At 49.1% G+C, this 21,850-nt stretch carries 24 protein-coding genes; 5 read left to right on the top strand and 19 right to left on the bottom strand.

Going from position 1 to position 21,850, the window contains the following annotated elements:
* The first annotated feature begins 57 nt into the window (after window positions 1-57).
* Both U9S71_RS07005 and U9S71_RS07010 read left to right on the top strand, forming a co-directional pair.
* Window positions 58-1,515 (top strand): recombinase family protein, encoded by a 1,458-nt coding sequence (locus U9S71_RS07005; protein WP_326326286.1) that lies wholly within the window; start codon window positions 58-60, stop codon window positions 1,513-1,515.
* A gap of 17 nt (window positions 1,516-1,532) precedes the next feature.
* Complete coding sequence (locus U9S71_RS07010; RefSeq protein WP_326326288.1) at window positions 1,533-1,739, top strand: hypothetical protein; 207 nt, start codon at window positions 1,533-1,535, stop codon at window positions 1,737-1,739.
* 532 nt (window positions 1,740-2,271) lie between these two features.
* Here U9S71_RS07010 and U9S71_RS07015 read toward each other — a convergent pair.
* The 8 genes from U9S71_RS07015 to U9S71_RS07050 all read right to left on the bottom strand — a co-directional run bounded on the left by U9S71_RS07015 (window position 2,272) and on the right by U9S71_RS07050 (window position 10,778).
* On the bottom strand, window positions 2,272-4,770 hold the full coding sequence (locus U9S71_RS07015) for a cation-translocating P-type ATPase (RefSeq protein WP_326326289.1): 2,499 nt from the start codon (window positions 4,768-4,770) through the stop codon (window positions 2,272-2,274).
* A 187-nt stretch (window positions 4,771-4,957) separates the two neighbouring features.
* Window positions 4,958-5,614 (bottom strand): BON domain-containing protein, encoded by a 657-nt coding sequence (locus U9S71_RS07020; protein WP_326326290.1) that lies wholly within the window; start codon window positions 5,612-5,614, stop codon window positions 4,958-4,960.
* Window positions 5,615-5,721: 107 nt separating this feature from the next.
* Window positions 5,722-6,603: a universal stress protein gene (locus tag U9S71_RS07025; RefSeq protein WP_326326292.1), complete on the bottom strand. Its 882-nt coding sequence runs from the start codon at window positions 6,601-6,603 to the stop codon at window positions 5,722-5,724.
* Window positions 6,604-6,621: 18 nt separating this feature from the next.
* On the bottom strand, window positions 6,622-7,872 hold the full coding sequence (locus tag U9S71_RS07030) for a glycosyltransferase (RefSeq protein ID WP_326326293.1): 1,251 nt from the start codon (window positions 7,870-7,872) through the stop codon (window positions 6,622-6,624).
* An 11-nt stretch (window positions 7,873-7,883) separates the two neighbouring features.
* The gene (locus U9S71_RS07035; protein WP_326326295.1) at window positions 7,884-8,924 is read right to left on the bottom strand and encodes a glycoside hydrolase family 130 protein; all 1,041 of its coding nucleotides are present in this window, start codon (window positions 8,922-8,924) and stop codon (window positions 7,884-7,886) included.
* The gene (locus U9S71_RS07040; RefSeq protein ID WP_326326297.1) at window positions 8,917-9,831 is read right to left on the bottom strand and encodes a L,D-transpeptidase; all 915 of its coding nucleotides are present in this window, start codon (window positions 9,829-9,831) and stop codon (window positions 8,917-8,919) included. The genes U9S71_RS07035 and U9S71_RS07040 overlap by 8 nt, the downstream gene beginning before the upstream one ends.
* 11 nt (window positions 9,832-9,842) lie before the next feature.
* On the bottom strand, window positions 9,843-10,316 hold the full coding sequence (locus U9S71_RS07045) for a hypothetical protein (protein ID WP_326326299.1): 474 nt from the start codon (window positions 10,314-10,316) through the stop codon (window positions 9,843-9,845).
* A gap of 18 nt (window positions 10,317-10,334) precedes the next feature.
* Window positions 10,335-10,778: a BON domain-containing protein gene (locus U9S71_RS07050; RefSeq protein WP_326326301.1), complete on the bottom strand. Its 444-nt coding sequence runs from the start codon at window positions 10,776-10,778 to the stop codon at window positions 10,335-10,337.
* Window positions 10,779-10,919: 141 nt separating this feature from the next.
* On the opposite strand from U9S71_RS07050, the gene U9S71_RS07055 reads away from it, so the two are divergent.
* The gene (locus tag U9S71_RS07055) at window positions 10,920-11,381 is read left to right on the top strand and encodes an Hsp20/alpha crystallin family protein (RefSeq protein WP_326326303.1); all 462 of its coding nucleotides are present in this window, start codon (window positions 10,920-10,922) and stop codon (window positions 11,379-11,381) included.
* Between the two features lie 80 nt (window positions 11,382-11,461).
* Here the strand turns inward: U9S71_RS07055 and U9S71_RS07060 are convergent, their stop codons facing one another.
* The gene (locus tag U9S71_RS07060; protein ID WP_326326304.1) at window positions 11,462-12,298 is read right to left on the bottom strand and encodes a universal stress protein; all 837 of its coding nucleotides are present in this window, start codon (window positions 12,296-12,298) and stop codon (window positions 11,462-11,464) included.
* A gap of 57 nt (window positions 12,299-12,355) precedes the next feature.
* Window positions 12,356-12,622 carry a YtxH domain-containing protein gene (locus tag U9S71_RS07065; RefSeq protein WP_326326305.1) on the bottom strand — a complete coding sequence of 89 codons (267 nt, stop codon included), beginning with the start codon at window positions 12,620-12,622 and terminating at the stop codon, window positions 12,356-12,358.
* A gap of 334 nt (window positions 12,623-12,956) precedes the next feature.
* On the opposite strand from U9S71_RS07065, the gene U9S71_RS07070 reads away from it, so the two are divergent.
* Window positions 12,957-14,381, top strand: coding sequence for a L,D-transpeptidase scaffold domain-containing protein (locus U9S71_RS07070; RefSeq protein WP_326326306.1), 1,425 nt, complete (start codon window positions 12,957-12,959; stop codon window positions 14,379-14,381).
* A 10-nt stretch (window positions 14,382-14,391) separates the two neighbouring features.
* Here the strand turns inward: U9S71_RS07070 and U9S71_RS07075 are convergent, their stop codons facing one another.
* Window positions 14,392-15,453: a response regulator gene (locus U9S71_RS07075; RefSeq protein WP_326326307.1), complete on the bottom strand. Its 1,062-nt coding sequence runs from the start codon at window positions 15,451-15,453 to the stop codon at window positions 14,392-14,394.
* Between the two features lie 33 nt (window positions 15,454-15,486).
* Window positions 15,487-17,067 carry a sensor histidine kinase gene (locus tag U9S71_RS07080; RefSeq protein WP_326326308.1) on the bottom strand — a complete coding sequence of 527 codons (1,581 nt, stop codon included), beginning with the start codon at window positions 17,065-17,067 and terminating at the stop codon, window positions 15,487-15,489.
* A gap of 440 nt (window positions 17,068-17,507) precedes the next feature.
* Between U9S71_RS07080 and U9S71_RS07085 the strand changes: the two genes are divergently transcribed.
* Window positions 17,508-18,269 (top strand): SDR family NAD(P)-dependent oxidoreductase, encoded by a 762-nt coding sequence (locus tag U9S71_RS07085; RefSeq protein ID WP_326326310.1) that lies wholly within the window; start codon window positions 17,508-17,510, stop codon window positions 18,267-18,269.
* Window positions 18,270-18,282: 13 nt separating this feature from the next.
* Here the strand turns inward: U9S71_RS07085 and U9S71_RS07090 are convergent, their stop codons facing one another.
* The 7 genes from U9S71_RS07090 to U9S71_RS07120 all read right to left on the bottom strand — a co-directional run bounded on the left by U9S71_RS07090 (window position 18,283) and on the right by U9S71_RS07120 (window position 21,822).
* The gene (locus tag U9S71_RS07090; RefSeq protein WP_326326311.1) at window positions 18,283-18,408 is read right to left on the bottom strand and encodes a lycopene cyclase family protein; all 126 of its coding nucleotides are present in this window, start codon (window positions 18,406-18,408) and stop codon (window positions 18,283-18,285) included.
* Window positions 18,409-18,532: 124 nt separating this feature from the next.
* Window positions 18,533-18,829 (bottom strand): thioredoxin, encoded by a 297-nt coding sequence (gene trxA, locus U9S71_RS07095; protein ID WP_326326313.1) that lies wholly within the window; start codon window positions 18,827-18,829, stop codon window positions 18,533-18,535.
* Window positions 18,830-18,836: 7 nt separating this feature from the next.
* Entirely contained in the window at window positions 18,837-19,070 is a 234-nt protein-coding gene (locus U9S71_RS07100; RefSeq protein ID WP_326326315.1) for a hypothetical protein, read from the bottom strand.
* 58 nt (window positions 19,071-19,128) lie between these two features.
* A complete protein-coding gene (locus U9S71_RS07105) occupies window positions 19,129-19,293 on the bottom strand; it encodes a hypothetical protein (RefSeq protein WP_326326316.1) in 165 nt (54 codons plus the stop codon).
* Between the two features lie 32 nt (window positions 19,294-19,325).
* Window positions 19,326-20,720, bottom strand: coding sequence for an MBL fold metallo-hydrolase (locus U9S71_RS07110; protein ID WP_326326318.1), 1,395 nt, complete (start codon window positions 20,718-20,720; stop codon window positions 19,326-19,328).
* A gap of 46 nt (window positions 20,721-20,766) precedes the next feature.
* On the bottom strand, window positions 20,767-21,267 hold the full coding sequence (locus U9S71_RS07115; RefSeq protein WP_326326320.1) for a DUF6691 family protein: 501 nt from the start codon (window positions 21,265-21,267) through the stop codon (window positions 20,767-20,769).
* Window positions 21,268-21,273: 6 nt separating this feature from the next.
* On the bottom strand, window positions 21,274-21,822 hold the full coding sequence (locus tag U9S71_RS07120; protein WP_326326322.1) for a YeeE/YedE family protein: 549 nt from the start codon (window positions 21,820-21,822) through the stop codon (window positions 21,274-21,276).
* Window positions 21,823-21,850 lie beyond the last annotated feature (28 nt).

Genomic DNA, 21,850 nt, shown 5'->3' on the forward strand with positions numbered 1-21,850 from the left:
TTAAACCTTTTCCCAGTCGTTATTTGTTAGATAACTGAACTTAATATTTCCCGTCTTATGAAATCAGCTTATTTATACGTGCGAGGCAACACTGACGAACAAAAGAGGAAAGGTTATTCTTTGCCGGAACAGGAAGACCGATTGTTGAAATACTGTGAATCCAACAATATTCTTGTTAAAGGGATTTATCGTGAGGATTTTTCCGCAAAGAACTTCAACCGGCCTGAGTGGAAGAAGCTAATTTCCGTAATTAAAAAGGAGCGTGGCAGGGAAGAGAAGAATATCCTATTTATCAAATGGGATCGGTTCAGCCGTAACATACAATACGCATATGAGATGATAGGAATATTAAGGAAATACCATGCCAAAGTGATGGCTATTGACCAGCCGGTTGATCTGGATATTCCGGAGAGTTCGGTGATGCTTGCCGTTTATCTATCGGTCCCGGAGGCGGAAAATAGCAGGCGTGCAATGAATACCGCAAATGGAATGCGTAGGGCAAGGCAAATGGGGAGACATCCTAACAAAGCGCCAGTAGGATATGTAAATCTTACAACAATGGACGGAAAAAAATATATCGCTCCAAAGCAGCCTGAAGCTGGCATTATCAAATGGATATTCCTTCAGCTTGCAAAAAACATCTACAAAATGACAGAGATAAGAAGGATGGCCGCCACACAGGGCTTTCACTGTTCATCATCCAATTTTTCCAAGCTTATCCGTAATCCGGTCTATTGCGGTCTGATTCCGGTAGTGTTAGGTGATAACGAAAAGGAGATGGTGAAAGGGAACCATCAACCCCTCATATCCACGTCTATTTTTTATCGGGTACAGGATATTATAAATACAAAAGTAAGGGGGTCAAAAAGGTCCGAAGAGCTAAAAGCTGCTTTTTTTCTTACAGGTTTTTTGACTTGTCCGCTTTGTGGTAAAAGGATTTGCGGTAGCTTTTCCAGAGGGTCGAGATATAGGTATCCTTATTACCATTGTCGAGGAAGATGTAGAACCAGAACCAATGCTTTTTTGCTAAACTACAGTTATGAAAGCCAACTTCGACAGCTTAAGCTTTCGAAGTTGGCGGTCCAACTTTTTAATTATATTTTGGATGATGCTAATCTAAATACGAGTAAGACTGCTTGTCTCAACGAAAGAGCTGGTATCCTGAGGCAATTAGCTAGGCAACAATTAGCACTTTCCAAGGCCAGAAAACTATTTGTTGAGGATATGTTGAAGTTTGACGACTATAGCGAATTCAAAAAGGAATACTTGGCAAGTTGTGCTCGCCTAAAAATAGAACTAGGTAATAATATCGAAAAGCTTAAAGGCATTGACCTGCAACGCCAGTTGGATTACGGCGGCTCCTTATTAGAAATTTTCAGGGGATACGAACTATTTGATACGGCAGATAAAAAATACCTTCTTAAATTCATTCCGCCAGCAAAGGTGAATTTCGTAACGGGTGAGCTTTCTTTGGAACTTAGCAGTGCATTATCAAAAATACTGGTATTGAAATAAGGGTTTAAATTATTAGAATGAACTTTGTAGAAAGAAAGGTTTCGGTTAAACGGACAATTTCAATTCTTTCTAAGAATGGTATTGAAGTTGACGAACAGGAAGCCGGTGTTATCTTGGATTTTCTCTATCTAATAGCAAAGAATTACGGAAAGAGAGAGCCTGTACAAGACGCCTATATCCCAAAGGAGATGTCGAACACCCTAAAAACATCATCAGGTCACTGATAATATAACTTTTTAGACTGATTGGGATAAAAGTATAAGGAGTGTTGTAGTGATTGTCGAACTGGCTTTGGCTAACTAGTAATAGTCTGGGCTACAGGCTTTTATTGGCATAAAAAAGGGAAACTACCATGGTATGGTGTTTCCCTATGTAGAGGGAACTTTACAGATGTCGAACTTTCTGGAGGATTGCGAAGCCATATTCAACGCAAGGAATCATCTCGATTAAGCGCCTTATTCAATTGGCGTGTTTCCAGGCCGGAAGCAGGCTATTTTTTGTTACGATAAATTGTGCCGACAATTCAGGATTCTTAAGTTAAGTCAAGTACAGGGCGTTAATACCTTTTGACACAATAATAAGGCTCATCATAACACCTTAAGGAGCTAGGTTTCAAAAAGGTGATTAACGACCATTCTGATATTTTACGGAATGTAGCTGACCTACCAACTTATTTTAACAAACGTTAACGAATGGAAGCTGCTTACAAATATCAATGAGATAATTAAACGGGATCATAAGGTAGCATAGGCAGCCTTATTTGAATCTTTTTAGCAATTTGTAAATCTCAAACCATAATACGGACACCATCGCAATGGCTATACAAATCCCCAATTCGGCTACACGAAGCGGAGTTACTTCAAAGAATCGGGATAGCGGCTCCACGTATAAGATGGCAAAGAGTATGACCAACACTAGCATCGTGATACCGATGAGCAAGGGATTCCGACGCGTGAAGCGCTCGAAAATGCTGTAGAAGAACGAGCGGTTGACGAAACTCAGTAGGATATTTGCGAAAATCAGTGTGGTAAATACCATCGATCTCGTTTTTTCTTCGCTTCCGCCAGTCTGGGCGGTTAGCTGGTAGGCAAATAACACACCGGCAGTAATCGCCAACCCCTGGATAACGCTGATGACCAGTTCGCCTCCGTTCAAAAACGTGTCGGTCATAATCCGCGGCGGCCGCTGCATGGTGTCCCGTTCCATGGGTTCATTTTCATAAACGATAGAGCAGGTTGGTCCCATGACCAGCTCTAGGAAAATCACGTGGACAGGTGTGAAGATCTGCGGGAATATCCAGCCCAGAAATAGGGGAAGGGATACCGTTAAGATGATGGGTATGTGGATGGAAATGATATATTGGATGGCTTTTTTGATGTTGGCGTAAATCCGCCTTCCCGCTGCAATGCCGGTAATCAATTTGTCCAGGTCATCGTTGGTTATTACTAGGGCGGCAGCTGATTTGGCGATCTCCGTCCCTTTGTTGCCCATAGCCACCCCAATATGGGCGGCTTTTAGGGCCGGACCGTCGTTCACCCCATCACCCAACATTGCCACCACTTCGCCCCGTTTTTTAAGTGCATTTATTACGGCCAGCTTGGCTTCGGGAAACATCCGTGTAAACAGTGTGGTACGCGCCGATAGCTCTATCAATTCTTCTTCGGAATGGTTGACTATATCACTGCCATTTACTGTCGGAGCGTTATTGGTAATGCCAGCCTGAGCTGCGATTGCATTCGTAGTGTCTGCGTTATCACCCGTGATGACTTTGACGGTGATCCCGGCATCATAAATCCGCTGGAACACGTCTTTGATGCCTTTCTTGGGTGGGTCGTAAAAGACGGTCAGCCCGAGGAGTTCAAACGGGAAATCCTTCTGTTTTTCCGGAAAATTATCCCCTTCAAACCGTGATGTGGCTACAGCCAGTATGCGATATCCCTGCTGCGCGAATCCTTTGATCCGGTCTCTCACCCGCTCTTTTTGACCAGCTGAAAGCCGGGATACGTTGAGGATGGCTTCAGGGGCACCTTTGGCGGCAATGATGCGGTCTCCGCTGGCATCCCCAAAAAGGTGCGTCATCATCGGGGGTTTCCCTTCGAGGGGATATTCATGGAACATGTGGTAGGAGCCCCGCAGGTCGTTTAGTTGCGTTTGTTCATATACGCTGTGTAGTGTTTTCTCCATGGGGTCAAAAGGAGCCGGTTCACTGCTCCACATGGCATAGCTGATGAGAGTCGACAGGTTTGGATCGTTAAAGGATTGGTTGTCATACGTCTTATCAGCTTGGAAATCATACAGACTAATCAATTGCATAGAATTCTCGGTAATCGTGCCTGTTTTGTCGGTGCAGATAACCGTGGTGCTACCCAACGTCTCCACGATGCTGCTTCGCTTGATGATGATGCCCTGCTGCATCAGTCTCCAGGCACCCAAAGCCATGAAGGTGGTAAATGCTACTGGGATTTCTTCGGGTAGTACCGACATGGCCAGCGTAAGACCGTTGAGCAGGCTCGCAATGAAGTCTCCGGTTTGATAATACCTGAAGAGGCAGACCATCAGGAAAATGATAATACCGATGATGGCCATCGTTTTTACGAATCGGGTGATCTGGATCTGTAGGGGAGAGGGTTGCGCTTTTATGGTCAGCAGCGATTCGCCGATCTTGCCGACGCGGGTTTCTTTTCCGATTTCCGTTACCTTGAAAACAGCCAGCCCGGAAACGGTAAGCGTACCGCTGTATACCCTGTTATCTTCCGACCGGCTGTCCTTGAATACCGAGAAACTCTCGCCGGTAAGCGAAGCTTCATTGACGGAGAAATCGTTGCTGTGTACAATGCGCCCATCGGCATTGATGATTTTTCCTTCTTCGGTGATACAGAGATCGCCCACGGCAATCTCGTGGGTGGGGATGTCAACGACAGTCGAATTCCGGATTACCCGGCTCAGCGGTTCATTGAGCTTTTCCAGCGCTTCCAGTGTTTTTTTGCTGCGGTTATCCTGATAGAAAGAAACGGCAGAAACGGCAACGATGGCCGCAAACATAAACGCCGCTTCGCCGTAATCGCCCACAACCACGTAGATGAGTGAGATGACACCGAGCAGGATCAGCATCGGTTCTTTCAAGATATCGATGAGCAGCGACCGCCAGGAGCTTTTTGGCGCGGCATCTAACCGGTTATAGCCGTATTGCTTCCGGGAAGCGGCTACTTCACTGTCGGTAAGGCCTTTCAGGTGGCCGGGGATATGATAGGGCATACTGCTGATTGTAATGGCACGTTAAAGTTACGGATTATTCGATTGGGTTGGGTATGGGGTGCAACCGAACGGAAGTTCACCGTGTGAAAGCCGTATACACAACGTAAGAATGCAGAAAATAAAGGAAAGGCAGCCAGGGATACTGCCTCTGGCTGCCTGCCATTCAAAACACTTCACGGTTGTTGGCTTATACAGAAATGGATATATTGTCATCCACCTCAGTGACGCCGGGAGAAGCCCACACAGCTTTTTCAACTTCTTGCCGCTCGTACCAAGTACTTGCTTTGCCGCTCAGTATCACCTTTCCTCCCTCGGTACGGACGCGGATGTTATCGGCATTGACGTTGGCCCTACGCTGGAGTGCTTGTCTAATGGTTCTTTCAATGTCGGTTTTTTCCAATTGGGGTTTTAAGTTAATCAGGTTACTTACGCCTCGAATGCCCGAGATATCCCTTACGGCTTTGTACGCTGCATCTTTTTGGAATTGCCAATCAACAGTGCCTTCTAGTGTCACCCAGCTATCGTCGACTTTTATTTTTAGTTGGGACTCAGGCACCAGACTATTCCATTTGAAGGCGTTCAGGATGGTTGCTGCTATTGCGGTGTCATCATGGCGAGCGAGTCCATTGGTTAACCGGACCTCAATGTCCTCGGCAACCGCCTGCACGCCGTTAACCCGCTTCGCCGCTTTTTCGGCTGCGTATTTTTTTGAAAAACTATCCACATATCCGCTGAGTGTAACCACCCCTTCCTTTGCGGAAACACCGATTTCGGAAGCCGAGATCAATGGATCCCACTTCAGTTCATCGATTACATCGCGCTGCAATTGTTCATTGGTTTTCATCGCTTTTTTTGTTTAAATGTTTATAAATATTTACCGCTAAGCTATGTCGTGTTCAGCTTGGATCCCGATGACAATCGTCATGTCTACCTGTGATTTTTAACAGCCTATCAAAATACCGGAAACTTCTCCATTGCTTGGGAATAAATAAGCATGGGTACTTCCATTTTATTCATCAGTTTTTGGGTAATACTGCCTTTTATTAACCGATCCCAGAAGCCATGCTTACTATACACGATGGTGAAAAAATCACATGACGGGTTCTTGCTCAACCTATGCAAGGTGTCCGATACGGAGCGGCCTTTGACACGCCGGTAATATAGCTTAGGATATCCAATATTGGTGGACGCTTTGGTCAGGAATTGCTGGGAGACATCTGAGTGGTGTTCATGAAATCCGTTTTCATTCGACACATATACCAATGAGATCTGCGCGTCGAAATGCGTGCACAGGCTACTCAGCGAACGGAGCACTTCCATATGGGCTTTATCGAGATCCGTAGCAAAGATTACTTTGGTGGGGTTTCGGTAATCCTCACGCTCCGGCACGACCATAACGGGGCAGAGGCCCAACTCAAGCACTTTCAGGACGTTGCTTCCCAGAAAGAGCTGAACTGCTTTACCGGCCCCGTGCATACCCATTATGATCATGGCGATATCCCGGTTAGCCATGATGTTGTTCTGAACGACATCCGCCAGATCACCCACTTCACTGATGCACTTTATTTTCGGGAAAAATCTTGTTGCATCCGGCCGAACAGCATGTGTTATCCGGTCGGCAAGTGCCGAAAGTGATGCCAAAGACTGCTGTTTCAAGGAAAAATAGTCTTCGATCGACCACGCTATACGAGCTGCTGCAGGAGATTGTTCCGGTAATGCAAACGTATGACACAATGCGATATCGGCATTGATGTTCATAGCAAGGCCTACCGCATACATAGCCGCATTGTCGGCCTCATCTGAAAAATCGGTAAGCACTAGGATTGTTTTCATAAAATTGTCGGTTGTGTGTTATACCGTATCTTCGGCCCTTTCCCGGACGACCCTGCTCCGTAAAGAATTTGTACCGTCTCTTAACCGACGGAAAAGGTGAGCCGACGGTCCTTCGGAAAGAATTCCCTTTTTCGTCAGCATGTTGGCATGGGCAATGGCCACGTGGCGCCACGCCGACGGCGCCATCAACTGCAGTGCCAATTTCCCCATCCGCTGACGGATCAACGGCATTGCAAGCAGCTCGGTGATTGCGGCAGTAAATTGTCTGGGTTGCTCAAAGCCCACGAGCGTGCCGATGTCCTCGGTAAGTACTTCCTTTGCGTGGGGAATACGCGTGGAAATCACCGGACACCCGCAGCTCAGGGCATAGGCAAACGTGCCGCTGACGGCTTGGTTGGGGTCTTTGGAGGTAAAAAGATAAAGATCGGACAGCGAAAGGTATTCAAGCAATTCTCCAGTCGGCATATACCGATCAATGAAACGGACATGCGCCTCCAGTTTCAATTCGCGAACAATCGACTTCAGGGTATTGCGATAAGCTTCCCCTTCGCGCTTAATAACTTCCGGGTGGGTTTCTCCGATGACCAGGTACTGGGTGTCGGGAAAGCGTGCAATTACTGGAGGGAGGGCCTGAAGGGCGGTTTCGATACTTTTCCCCTGCCCCAGCAGCCCAAAAGTGGTCAGTATATGTGCATCTTGGGACAATCCGTATCGCTTCCGCAGCTGTTGCTTGGTCTCAACGTTTGGTAGGGTATGGATGCCATGCGGTATAACGGTTATTTTCCGGGGCGCTACGTCATAGTATTCGACCAGGATCTCCGCAGAATGGTTAGTCATCACAATGATGGCATCCACCGCGTTTGTAATTGCGCAGACCGTTTTCTTGAGCGCGGCGTTAGGCGATGGTAATACCGAATGGAAGGTGATGACCACCGGCTTCTCTAGGCGGTAAAGCAACAGCATGAGGTTATCGCCGTAATCCCCGCCGAACAGTCCGAATTCGTGCTGCACAAACACGCCCGTTATCGCTGGATTACCATTGATTTCCCGGGCAATGTCCGCATACGCTTCCTGCGACGATGCACGCAGCACATACCGGACATCTGGCCCGTAGGCGATGCCACCGCCATCGGGGTCCAATGCACAGATTACGGGTTCAAATGATTTGCCGGCATATCGTTGCAGCGAATCGATCAGATCCTTGCAATAAGTCGCTATACCGCACTCGCGGGGCGGGTAGGAGGTGATGAATACGATTTGATCGTTCATGTCAGCAATTATTAACGGTTAATTTTTGATTTCAACAACGCGCCCAGAAGTTCCTTCATGCTCAGCGACGCAACCGCCACCCGGCTATCCGCGGCGCCGTAATAAATATAGAGCCGGTCACCGAATACTGCAGTGCCGGTAGGGAATACCACGTTCTTCACATAGCCATTTTTTTCCCATTCCGCTTCCGGAGAAAAAAGCGGGTGAGGAAGACGGGCAATTTCGCGACGGGGGTTATCCCTATCGAGCAAAGCTGCACATGCATGGTAGACATATCCTTCCGGGCCGTCGTGCACACCGTGGTAGATCAACAGCCACCCTTCATCCGTAAGCAACGGAGGGCATCCGCCGCCGATATAACTGGATTCATGGGGGTAGAGGGGTTCCATTACAACTTGGTCTGAAAAATGGAGCAGGTATTGTTCCCAAAACTCAGGGGTCAGGTCTCGGGGGATATCCTTTGCGAGCACAAGCTGAATACCCGGACGGATCCGGTGAAGAAAAGCCAGGTTTCCATCAATTCGTTCAGGAAAGAAGACAATGTTCTTATCCCATACATTCATGGTATCCGCCGGCAAGCCGCGGACGATGTATTCACGGTATTCCCTGAAGTACTTTTCGTTTATTTTAAGACCGCTTTGCACCAGTTCACCAAACCGCTTAAAGCACAATTGGGGCACGATGATCCCTTTTTTCTCGAAATTCCGGAGGTCATTCGAAACCGCCAATGCGCCCAGGGCGTTAATGCCGTCATAAGCCGTGTATGAGAGATAATAAGTGTCTGCTATCTTAACTACGCGGGGATCTTCCATGCCTTGGCTTTCATAAGGATGCTGTGGTATGATGAGCGGTACCGCATCGCGCTGCACCACATCAAGCGGGCCGTGCAGCCGGCAGTAGCCGATGGTGGAGAAGTTCCCCCTTCGGACCGCCCTATAGAGCAGGTGTACATCGTCTCCCGACTGCCATACCGCCGGGTTGATGACCGCGACATGCTCAAAACCCAGGGCGCTTTTTTCAAGCAAAACACCTTCTTTTTTTACGTTAATCATGTGCTTGGTTCAACCGATAGATATCTTCAAAAATCAGCGTGTCCTGCGCCTGTTTTACTTTCAGGTCATAACGGAAGCGGACTTCCGTGCCTACGGGTGCATGATAGTAGACGTACCATGCATCGCCTTCAGCCGTCCCCACGCAACCATTTGAATAGGCTTTGCCCAGTGTTTCCGGATTGGAGGTAGGATGGATCAGCGCACCTTGGCGTATTCCGTTAATCATGGGTTCGATCCACGGTATCTGTGGCATGGTGGTCCGTTGGCCATCGTCTCTTCGGGTAGTAGTGTACCTGCGGCCGCTCACCGGATCCACAAACCACGGGTTGCGCTCGATACGTACAATTTCCCCCTCGCCGATCGGCGTACGCAGATCTACAGTTCTGCCCGCGGTGGCCAGGTAGCGCTTGGCATTGCGGCCAACACGTACAGGGAACGTATATTTCACACGGTCGTACTCGGTGATCCGAAGTTTGAATTCGGGGATATTTACATCGATTACGGTATGATCCAAGCGTGCCTGCACGTCTGTCGCTGCCGACCGGTCCGGTATCCATAGGGTGTCGCCCTTATGGAATACAGTCATCTCCCGTTGGTCATAAATGAACCTACCGAGCTCCAGTTGTTTATAATAGTCGAGACTGGCCAGTGTATCAATAATCCAGGAGTTGCAGTTAATCAGTTGGTGCTCGCTGATCACGTAATCCAGCGTATCGTTACAAGCGGATAACAGGCTATCCAAAAAGGGGAAATACGCGGCCACCTTGATATCCCGGGGTACAATGACATGCATCCGTTTTACGGAATCTGTTTCTGCCCTCGGCGACAACGGGATATCAGCAACCCGCTGCTCCGCGCACCCGGTAAGGGCATGGCATAAACTAATAAATAGGAATTTCAACAGCATGGTTGCTCCATTTAATACACGTCCATAATCCGATAGGTTTGCGGGCCAAAGGCAAAAGATTCGCCTTTTCTTTTGCCGGACATCGCGCTATATAGCGGACTTTTCAGGGAAACCCCGAAAATCGGCATCCCCTCTGCGTGAAATCGCTCGATGCTGACCGACACATAGAAAATCCCATTGTCCGTTACCACTGTGCTACCCAACCCTACCACATCATGCTTTTCGTTGCACCCGGGGAGCATATCCTCCAAGATTTTCAGTTCTTCCTTGGCAAACGACAACTGGTCGGTTAGCTGGCGGCGTCGCAGGGCCACTTCCTCCACAAGCCCCGGCTGGTCCGCCCCCTCCTCGCGCGATCCACTTCCGGCGAGTTCATCAATCCCCCGGTTGAAGTCGGCGATCAGTTGCCGTTGTTTCGCGAGGCAGGCCTGCAGCATTTTTTCTTTCGCCGGCATTTGTTCTATGATTTGCTTTTCTGTTTTCATCGCGTTTATTTAATGGTGTTATATTCGTGTTCTGACCGTGATCCTGATCGATATCCCCTTAACATGCTGGATATCATTGACGGCATTGAAGGCGGCAACCTTTTTGCAATAGTCGTCTACCTCACCCTCCAGTGTTACCCAAGCGTTATCGACCGTCACGTTGATCCGCTCACCAGAAAGCCGCGGATCCGACATAAACGTATCGGCTATCTCCGTTGCGATCTGGTTGTCGTTGTCAGCTACTGGGCACACCACCTGCAAATCCATTGCTACGGCTTTCACCTCCCTGATCCGACTGACCAATCGCTCGGCCGACCTCTTTTCCGACGTGTCCCGCACGCAACCGCTCAACTTCACCACGCCCCGGTTTACATCCACTTGGATATTGTCGTTTGCCTTGAGCATCTCATCCGATCTGATTAATCCCAGTATGGCTTTCCTTATTGCAGCATCTGATTTCATGATCCTCTTATTTTATCATTTCCAACTCCAAAGGTGACTCAACCCAGCCAAATAATGAACGATGATTATCTGAAGCTTCGATGATTTTCGTCATTTATCTACAGTCCATGCCGCCATACCTTAGCCAAAAAAATACGAGTTATGAGTTTAACAGTTAGAAAAAAGAGCAGTCTGCCATCGGCGATGTCGGACTGGCTGTCGCCGATCTCTTCGCTATGGGATCATGATTTCTTCGATTCAGATCTGGGCTTTTTCAACCGGCGGTTGGGGATAAGCGTCCCATCCGCAAACGTTTCAGAGACACCCAAGGCGTTCATGCTGGAGCTGGCGGCCCCCGGCTTGAAACGGGATGACTTCAAGCTGGAGGTGGAGAACCACACCCTCACGGTGAGTGCCGAGAAACGGGAGGAAAAGAAAGACGAAAAGAACGGTTATAGCCGCCAGGAATATTCGTTCGATTCGTTCAGCCGTTCGTTTACATTGCCAGAGCATGTGAAGGAAACGGATATCAACGCCTCATATGCCGATGGCGTCTTGAAAATCACGGTTCCTAAGATCAAGGAAACCACCGAGCAACCGGTCATTGCCATACCTGTTTCATAAGGATGCAGGCAAGTTGGAGCCGGATCCGAATCCCAAATTCGGATCCAGCTTTTTTACCCCACCGGGGTGACGGACACGCCCTACTTTCCGGCGCCCTTCATGAAGAAAACAGGCACGATTGGCCTATGGGCAACCGCCTTAACCAACTGTTTTGAAAACAGCCGATTGAAGAACGTCTTATCGACAGGTGTCATCACCAATGCATCCAGTTGCTCCCTATACACCATGCGGTTGATGCCCAGCGGGAGGTTGCGAGAAACGGCAAGCGTGAAGTGCAGTATAGAGCCGGATCCGCTGGTTATCTTTTCGAAGCGTCTCTCCCATTTCTGCAGTTTTTTGGTTTCCTCTTGTTTCCCTTTCTCATAGAGGTGGAAGAGCGTGATATCCGTTGGCCGCCCAATCAATTCGGTAAAACTCTCCAGTGCGGTGATCTCTGAGGGGTGGTAGTTGACCGCAAACCCCACCCGGTCCATCAGAAATGTTGAAATCCCACGGGGTATGGCCGCCACCGGAACAGGCGATGACCGGATAACGGCGTAGGTGTTGCTCCCCATCATGGTGTATTTTAGGCCTGTGGCTCCGTGCGTACCCATAATCACCAAGCCTATTGCTTTCTCCGCTGCAACCTTCGCAACGGTACCGCCAACCGTCCCCTCACGGTTCTCTCCGGAAACCGAAATGCTCGGAAACTGTTTCTGTAGCCTCGCGATGAGGCTCGCCAACTGTTCGTCGGCGGCATTCATGATTTCTGCCCACGCCGCCCCGGTAACGCCCGGATAGACCGATACGGCATAATAACCATCGTACACGTGCAACATATGTAATTTCCAGCCGCGTTCGGTGGCCATGCCGGCCGCGTACAATGCGGCGTTAAAGGCATGCTGTGAAAAATCCGTGGGTACAAGCAGTGTTTTCATGTCTAATTGATTTCTAAGGATGTAACTTCATCCGAACCGGGTTTATATGATATAACCTTACGGTTTTCTGGATTGACACTGTGTGAGGTCTGCCACTTCTTCGTTAATGCTCTGCAGCTCGTCTTTCAGCCTGTCCCTTATCTCTTCAAGCTTATCCTTGCCGTCCGCCCATGCATCATTTGCCGAATGGAAAAACCGCCTACCCTTACGGGCAATATACCTTCTCGTTCTTTCCCCTTTGTTCGGCGCGAATAAAGCGCCGACAACCACACCGGCTGCAAAAATGCCGGCGATACCTAATAGTACTGTTTCTGATCGTTTCATGGTTATGCTATATTTTGTTAAACCGACTGCTAATGTAGTCTCGTTTTCGAGTTTTTTGCACTGACATCGGTCATGGAACGTTATGATTTTTGGCAGGCAGGGCGCTGAATACCGATACATGGAGTCAAACCAGCAGGATCTGCATGATTTCGTAGATGGAGAGCGTGCTTTTCAGGTTATGCTTGACCGCGAAATCAACGTAGGCTTTGTCCATTACACTTTTCGTCGCAAGATATCCAGGCGACCATTACTGCTAACCAATATCAGTGGCGATGCTGATTTTTATCACGGACATTGAGGAGCATTCTGAACACCTTTACCGGAAAAAGAAACCATGGGCACCCTTCTTTCATTCAGGATTTTTACGCTGCTCTTTTGCACCGCAGCGATTGTCGCCAGCGGGCAGGTAGCGGTTGACAACGCACCCTCTGCTTCCGATCAGGCCCCATCCATCGGCACGGTAATTAAGCAGAAACTTACCGACAGCCTTGAGGTCCTGGCATTACATTATCCCAAATCGGTAAAGCGATACTATGAACATCGCCGTTTTGAACCCGCTTGGATAAAGCCGCAGGGCGTTACCGGCCAAGCATGGGACGCCATGCTCCTCTTTGATTGCGTGCTGCAATACGGGCTCCTACATGCGGACTACCACCCACAAGAACTCCTTTATGAGCAAATGGACAAATTTGCGAAAGCGCGCCCCTCGGGAAGCAACCTCGAGAAGGCTCACTTCGATATTATGCTGACCGACGCACTATTGGCGTTTATGAACCACCTGCATTACGGCAAACTCAATCCACGTTACCCGGCCGATGCAATAGACAAGGGGTATATGGGCGGATTTGATGCCGGAACTGCTTTAGTAATGGCCTTACAGCAGGACGATTTTATGCGTGCGGTCACCGGAGTGCAACCTTCTTCTGCAGCATACACGCACTTGCAGGAATACATGAAGCTAGTCACCAGCCAATACGCCGGCGATTGCTATGAAGTACCTGAAGGTGATATCCGGAAAATAGCCCTCAACATGGAGCGTCTCCGCTGGGTGGAACGCAGTGATGACACATACATTCATATTAACATCCCATCAGGCACGCTAGTCTTCCACCGACCGGACAGCAGTTACCTTTTCCGGGTGGTCTTCGGAAAGCCGGAAACCCCAACTGCCATGATCCAGAGCCATATCCGGTATTTTTATACGGCGCCCGAGTGGAAGGTCCCCCATCAGCTATTCATCAAGCACCTCCTCCCGATTGCGCTGGAGGATAGCAATTTTCTATCAGAAAATCGTTTCGTAATTTATGACCGTAAAGGAAATTACGTCAGACCGAATGAGCACAACCTTAGGCAAATAAATCGGAATCCCGAATCGTATTATGCCAGGCAGTCAACTGGTACCGACAATTCCCTCGGTCATATCGTATTCCGGTTCGCTAATCCCTTGGGTGTTTATTTGCAGGACACGCCCGATCAGCAGGTGTTTCATCAAGAAAGGAAAGCCGTTAGCAACGGCAATATGCTGGTCGAAAGAGCCGATAGGTTGGCGTCGCTATTATTAGAAACGGAGGGAAAAAAGCGAAATGTTCAGCGATTGCAGAGGTCCTTATCTGGATATACACCCATGACTTTCACGCTGAGAAAGTCGGTCCCCATCTCCATAACCTATCTTACGTGCGAAATAAAAGACGGCTTGTTGGTGTTTTATGACGATGTCTACGGCTTGGATCCGGTGCTGGAGTTGGCCTACTTCCGGTAATCAAGAATACCTAATGGCTTACCCGCTTCAATTTTTCCATATCGAGGATTCCGATACCCCGATCAGTCAAACTGATCAGCCGCTCATCCCTGAAATCAGCAAGTGTACGGTTCAGGGATTCCAGTGCGGTCCCGACGATGTTAGCAATGTCTTTTCTGGATACCGTAATCAGCGCTACCGATTTATCACCTGTGTGTTGCTGGTCAAAAAGGTATACCAGCGATGATGCCACCCGTTGCCGCACCGATTGATACGCGAGTTCCAGCATTCTTTTCTTGGCTTCAAACAGGTTATTGGCCAATATCTTGATAAACCGGGCCGCGACTTCACGGTCTGTATGTATCAGTGTCTGGAAATCCCGTTTGGAGATGACACCAACTTCCGTATCTGTCAGCGCTATCGCACTTTCCGTGTAAAGCGTACCCTCCAGCAGGGTAACATGACCAACAAATTCACCTTCACCCAACATGCCGGTGATCAATTCCTTGCCATCGGGATTCATACTGCTGGTTTTCACCTCGCCGCTGATGATGTAATAAAGTTCGTTGGGGCGTTGTCCCTCCATGAATATATGATCTTTCTTTTTGAAAGCCTTGCGTGGCCGCTCCGGGGAAAGGCCCTGGAACCCCGTGAGCTGGTTTGCTTTATCCAGGAAATCGTCGAGCCCCCCCAAGCGGTTATCGAAGGTCGTTCTCAAGTGCTCAGCCTTTTTCAGGCGCAGGGCAACCGCCTCCAGCAACTCCAACCCGTCAAAAGGCTTTACGATATAATCATCAGCTCCCATGGCCATGCCTTTCCGGAAATCAGCTTTTTCCGATTTGGCGGTCAGGAAAATGAACGGGATATCCGCGGTGTCCGGATGTTTAGCCAGGACGTGGAGTACACCGTAACCATCCAACTCGGGCATCATGATGTCGCATAGCACCAGATCCGGCTTATGCTTGAGGGCCTTCTCCACCCCCGATTTACCATTGAGGGCCGTTAATACGTCGTATCCGCCGATTGATAGGATATCGGCGATATTCTCACAGATTTCTGTGTTATCTTCGATAACTAAGATGTTGACTTCCATAATATTACAATTCGTTTTGTTAGTTTTGTGGTTTTACTTTTGGGAAGAAGCACTTTCATCGGTGATGGGTATCGAAACGGTGAAGGTGGTGCCGCCCGGAGCAGCGCTTGTAAACGAAATCTTGCCGCCCATCATATCCACATAACGTTTCACAATATGCAATCCCAAGCCTGTACCGTTGATATTCTGTACATTACCGGCACGGAAGAACCGATTAAATAGGTGTTTTTGCTCCGCTTCAGGGATACCCATCCCATCGTCGGCCACCTCTAGTATAAAATTGCACCCGATCATACGGGAAACAATGGTAATCCCGCCGTCATCAGGCGAAAATTTTATGGCATTGGAAATCAGGTTCATCAGGGTATTGCGAAGGCCGTGCTCATCTAAAAGGACCGGCGCCGCCTGGCCTTTATGCCGGTATCGGATGGTTTGCCCCGGCTTTTTCACCGCCTCCATTTCGTCGATAATTTCCATGATCCAGCTGCGCACATCGATATAGGTGTACATCGCGTCCACTTTCCTCTCTTCCATCTTGCTGAGCGATAGAAAATCGTTCAGGATGGACGTCATGTTGTTCACTGCCCGCTTGATGCGGCCAATATGCATTGCCTTTTTCTCTTCGAATTTATCGCTCTTGTAATTTTCGAGCAGGAAAAGCGAGGAAAGGATCGTACTCAGGGGCGTCCTGAATTCATGGGAGGCGATGGTGACAAACCGGGATTTCAATTCGCCGAGCTCCCGTTCCTGTTCCAGTGCCGCATTCAAGTCGACCTCCATCAACCGGAGGCTTTCATTGGTTGATTTCAGCTGGACCAGCGCAGCTTCCAGATCCTTGGTTCGTTCGGCAACCCGGATTTCCAGCTCTTCGTTCAGTCGCTTGGTCTGTTCCTGTTCCGTGCGTATCTGTTCAGCGGCCTTTTTACGCTCGGAAATATCGTTTATAAAAGCGATCACGATGGTGTCGGCATCTGCCTTGAAATGACCGAGGCTGATCTCCACGGGGAATTCGTGCCCGTCTTTGTGGAGTGCGAACAACTCCATCCCAAGGCCCATCGGCCGGTTGCGTGGACCTGCACTATAGCTGTTCCGATTTGCAACGTGCTGTGACGCAAAACGCGATGGAATCAGCTTTTCGACCGTACAACCAATCACTTCGTCTCTTCCGTATCCAAACAGGTGTTCGGCATAGCCGTTGACCATGATGATGTTCCCGGCTTGGTTTACCATGAGCATGCCTTCAGTCGCGTTTTCAAACATGGCATCGAGCCTGGCCTTATCCTTCAGCTCTACAGCAAAATGTCGCTTTTGGCGGTGCATGAAATAAACAACCAGCCACACGGTGCAGATCGCGATAAGGCTCCCCGAAAAGGTCGCCATGCTCCAATCGCTCCGGCCGATTGACAGCCCATAGGCCAATAGGACGGCTACCGTAGCGACAGTAGCCAAAACATTGTAGTATTTGCCGCGGACGCCCAACCAAAGGAAATATAAAAAGAAAAGAATATAAGCCACAGACCTTCCCATTCCGCTACCTGGAAGCGCTATCACGCCGATGGAGACGACAACGATCAATAACACGCCGATCGCAAAAAATCGAAAATTCGAATCCATCTTCCGTAATTTCATGTCTGCAGGGTGAGTACCGGAACCCATTACCTTTTATCCACGCGTGGATAGGACTGTTTCGGCCATGTGCTGGGCGTACTTTTGCTGTTGAATTGTTCATAACAAACTTCCGAAAAAACAACCAATTAAAGAAATCTAAAAAACGGGTGATAACGTACATCCAAAAATGGGATAAGAAAAAAAGGTAATGACTGATTTTCGTTACGGTAACCATTGATTTTTGTCATGATCAGCACATAGCTCCATCGCACGTTCAAAATAACTGAAGGGGTACGGTACGGATGATCGAAAAACATGCTGATTAAAATCATCTTGCGATGTGACGTTGATTACCGCCGATCCTTAATGCGATGAATAATTTTGCCTTACGTACAACGGTAAAGGAATTTATACAAACATATCATAATCATTAAAAACATATCACAATGACAAAGCTTACAAACAAGGTAGCTGTTATCACAGGCGGCTCGGGAGCGATCGGTTCCACTACTGCGGGATTATTTTTGAGCGAGGGGGCAAAGGTTGTACTCGTGGACATCAATGAGGAAGCGCTGCAAAAGGTCACGTTGGAACTGAATAGTCCGAATGTAAGCTATGTAGCCGCAGATGTCACCAAGGCGAACGACGTACAAAGGTATGTTAGGCATACGGTAAGCACTTTTGGTAAGATTGACATCTTTTTTAACAACGCCGGAGTTGAAGGGATCGTAAGTCCCATTATCGATTATCCGGAAGAAGCCTTCGATAAATTAATCAGCGTCAATGTAAAGGGCGTTTGGCTGGGCATCAAGTATGTTTTGCAGGAAATGAATGACGGCGGCAGTATCATTAATATGTCTTCCGTTGCAGGCTTGATAGGATTTGAATCCATGAGTGCGTACGTAGCCAGTAAACATGCGGTTATTGGTATTACCCGCACCGCTGCGCTTGAAGTGGCTTCCCGGGGTATTCGCGTTAATACTATCCATCCCTCGCCAGTAGACAACAGGATGATGCGTTCGCTGGAAGAAGGATATGCTCCTGGGGCGGGGGAAAAGGCCAAAAAATCATTCGAAGCTTCCATTCCGATGAAAAGATATGCAACAAACGATGATATTGCCAAGGGTGTCCTGTTTTTGGCGTCGGATGATAGTAAATTCATTACCGGTACGAAACTGGTGGTGGATGGTGGAATGACCATGGCTTAGGATCTTCCGCTAACTAATGGTCGTTTGATGGCTCAATGACGGCAATGGAGAGATTGGGCTGTTTGCGCTTGTGCTGAGCGGCAACCATAATGCCTGCCGTGCCTCCTCCGATAATCAATATTTGATAATGCGATTCCATGTTGAACGGGATCAAGTTATCGTGTTAAAGAAATATAGGTGCGATTGTCATCTGGCGCAGTTCTCACGCATCTGGTTCTTCTGAAAATAAGATACTCCGATTTGATGCGGGGGGCGCTATTCGATCACCGGTTTTCATTCAATAATCGCTCCAGCTCATGAGCGGGAAATACCCCCGATTGACGCCATTTGACAGCGCCGTTTTTGAATATCATCAGCGTAGGTACCCCTCGGATTTGGTATTGCCCTGCTAGCTGCGGATTTTTATTCACGTCGATCTTGATAATCGCTGCGGTGTCACCGATGCGTTGTTTCACTTCTTCCAGAATGGGCGCCTGTATGTGGCAGGGACCACACCATGTGGCAAAAAAGTCGACCAAGACCGGCTTGTCGCCATTAATCAATTCTTGAAATTTATTCATATTCGATTCAGTTAACTTCTTCGTATTCAACATTTGTTTTGCAGGATGGTTTATGCTTCGGCGGGCGTACCGTACAGCCGCCTGCACCACACCCTACGTTGAACAGCGCCAGCGCAGCGAATGCGCCTCCCATTACCGTGAGCGGTATGATATTGCCGCGTAAGCCTTCTACGACAATTAAAATACCCAATGCCAGCCGTATCACGCGCATCGGGTTCCAGTTTGTTAGTAATGTTCTCATCGTTTTATCCATTGAATTCATACAAAGATGGCTATTTCTAGTTGGGGCGCGAGTGACTTTAGTCACGGTTGGTTGTTCCGTCTGGCTGCCCGCGGTGCTGTAGTTCCAGGTCGGTCGTTAGTCTTTCGCTGAACCGATACCGGCCGGTAAACCGGAACCAAGTATTCGTGGGGGTCTGTCCCGACAGCGCGGTAGGGCAGACCAACAGGCAAATTACGGGCAACAGGTATCCCTAATGATAATTCGCAATATTCATTATTGAGTGATGACCGGTTGGCTTTTGCTCCGCCACTGGGACATGCCACCCGAGAAGTTCTGTACATCCTTGAAACCATGGGCTGCCAGTACAGACTGGGCAATGGCTGCACGTGCACCGCTTTGGCAGTGGATGACCAGTTGTTTGTTCCGATACAGTTGATCCAGGTGGTCGGCAATCGTACCGACAAACAGGTTGATGGCACCCGGTATGTGCCCCACCGCGTACTCGGTAGCATTGCGTACGTCTACCACCTGTACATCGTCCCGACCAAGCAACGACTTGAACGTATCGATGTCGATGATGTCGCGCGTTTCCAGTGCAATTCCGAGGTCTTCCTCGCCGGATATATACCCAAGGATGTTGTCCATGCCGATACGCATGAGCTTACGGGTCAGGTCTTCGACTTGGGCATCATCGGCCACAAGCACGAGCTGCTCGTCATATCCGACCAGCCAGCCTACCCAGGTAGCAAATGATTGGCTGTTTTCGATGCTGAGGCTCCCAGGTATGGCCCCAGAGGCATGTAGATCTTTCGGTCGGGCGTCAATGACACGGGCACCACCGCGGTATGCCGACAGGAATTGGTCTTTCGTGAATTTGGGGTGCCGCGGTACTTCGGTCAGCAAGGGGCGATCCACCTTGTTGAGCCTTTTCATCACAGCAAAATACTTCGGCGGCTCGGGCTGGCCCGTCAGTAGGTAATCGGTAAACGCTCGTTCATCGCTTTCGAAACGGAATGCCCAGTTCCGTATCAACTCATAGCCCACGGTGGTGCCGGGTACCGCGCCGAGTGCCTTGCCGCAGGCCGATCCGGCACCGTGTCCCGGCCATACCTGCACATAGGGGGGAAGGCTGCTGAATTTCGTCAGCGACTGGAACAGTTGGTGTGCGCCGATGTCTTGTGTACCCACCAATCCTGCCGCTTTTTCCAGAAGGTCCGGACGACCGATGTCGCCCACGAAGACAAAATCGCCCGTGAAGAGCATGATCGGCTCATCCGTGGCCGGATGATCACGCAGTAGAAAGCTGATGCTCTCCGGTGTATGTCCAGGCGTGTGGATGATGTCCAGGGTGAGGTTGCCCACTTTGATCGCACTGCCTTCCCGCAGTCCCTTGTGTGCGAATTGGTACTGCCAGTCCGGGCCGCCCTCGTCCGAAAGGTACATCGTCGCCCCCGTCAGTGCCGCGAGCTCGCGTGTGCCGGAAAGGAAATCTGCATGGATATGCGTTTCCGTGACGTGCGTAATACGAAGTCCGTTCTGTTTTGCGATGTTAAGGTATGTATCCACATCGCGCTTAGCGTCGATAACGATGGCCTCGCCAGTCGCCTGGCATCCAATCAGGTAGCTGCCCTGGGCGAGTGATTGATCATAAATGTGTTGAAAAAACATAGCTTTTTAGTTAATTGAAAATTGACAATTCAAATGGTCTTTTCCATTAATGCGGCAAGTCATCCCGTAATCTACCGTAAATCCAGGTGCCCGCGATCGCACTGAGCAGCACGATGGCTACCACGGTAGCACCTGTGCCGATCTGGACAAACAAGGGGCCTGGACAAGCACCGGTGAGACCCCAGCCTAAGCCGAAGATCACTCCGCCGTAAATCTGCCCTTTGTTGAATTTTTTCGGTGTAAACGTGATGGGTTCGCCGTATATGGTTTTGATGTGAAACTTCTTGATCAACCAAACGGATAGGATACCCACCACCACCGCCGACCCGATGATCCCATACATGTGGAACGATTGCAGGCGGAACATTTCCTGGATGCGGAACCAGCTGATGACCTCGGCTTTCACAAAGACAATCCCGAATAGGATGCCCACGATCAGGTACTTCATGTTGTGATACCATTTGTGTTGCAGTTGCGATTCATTGATGCACATGGTATCCTGTGTGCGTATTTCGAAATCCGTATGCTTTATTGGTGAATTATTCATTAGCTGTTATCCTAAAATAAATGGTAGAAATAGATTGGCCATTAAAAACCCGCCGACCATAAAGCAGACGGTCGCTACGACCGAGGGCCATTGCAGGGTACTTAACCCCATGATGGCATGTCCGCTGGTGCACCCACCGGCATAGCGGGAGCCGAAACCGACGAGGAATCCGCCACCGACCATCATGATGAGGCCTTTCGCCGACAACAGGTAATCCCAGCTGTAGAGCTGTTTCGGCACCATGCTGGAATAGTCGTTGATGCCATATCCGGCGAGTTCATTAACTAAGGCAGGATTGACCACAACGGGGTTAGGATCTGCCAGTAGCCAGGTGGCGATGGCTCCGCCACCAAATGCGCCGATGACAAAAAAGAGATTCCAGAACTCCTTTCTATAGTCGTATCTAAAGAATTTGATGTTCGAAGGAAAGCACGTTGCACAGGCATGGCGCAGATTGGCCGAGATGCCGAAGTGCTTGTTGCCAAGAACCAGGAGTGTGGGGACCGTGAGACCCACCAACGGGCCTGCGATATACCACGGCCACGGTTGTTTCAACCATTCAATCATAAGCGTTCGTTGATTT

Source organism: Parapedobacter flavus (assembly GCF_035818675.1).
GTDB classification, from domain to species: domain Bacteria; phylum Bacteroidota; class Bacteroidia; order Sphingobacteriales; family Sphingobacteriaceae; genus Parapedobacter; species Parapedobacter flavus.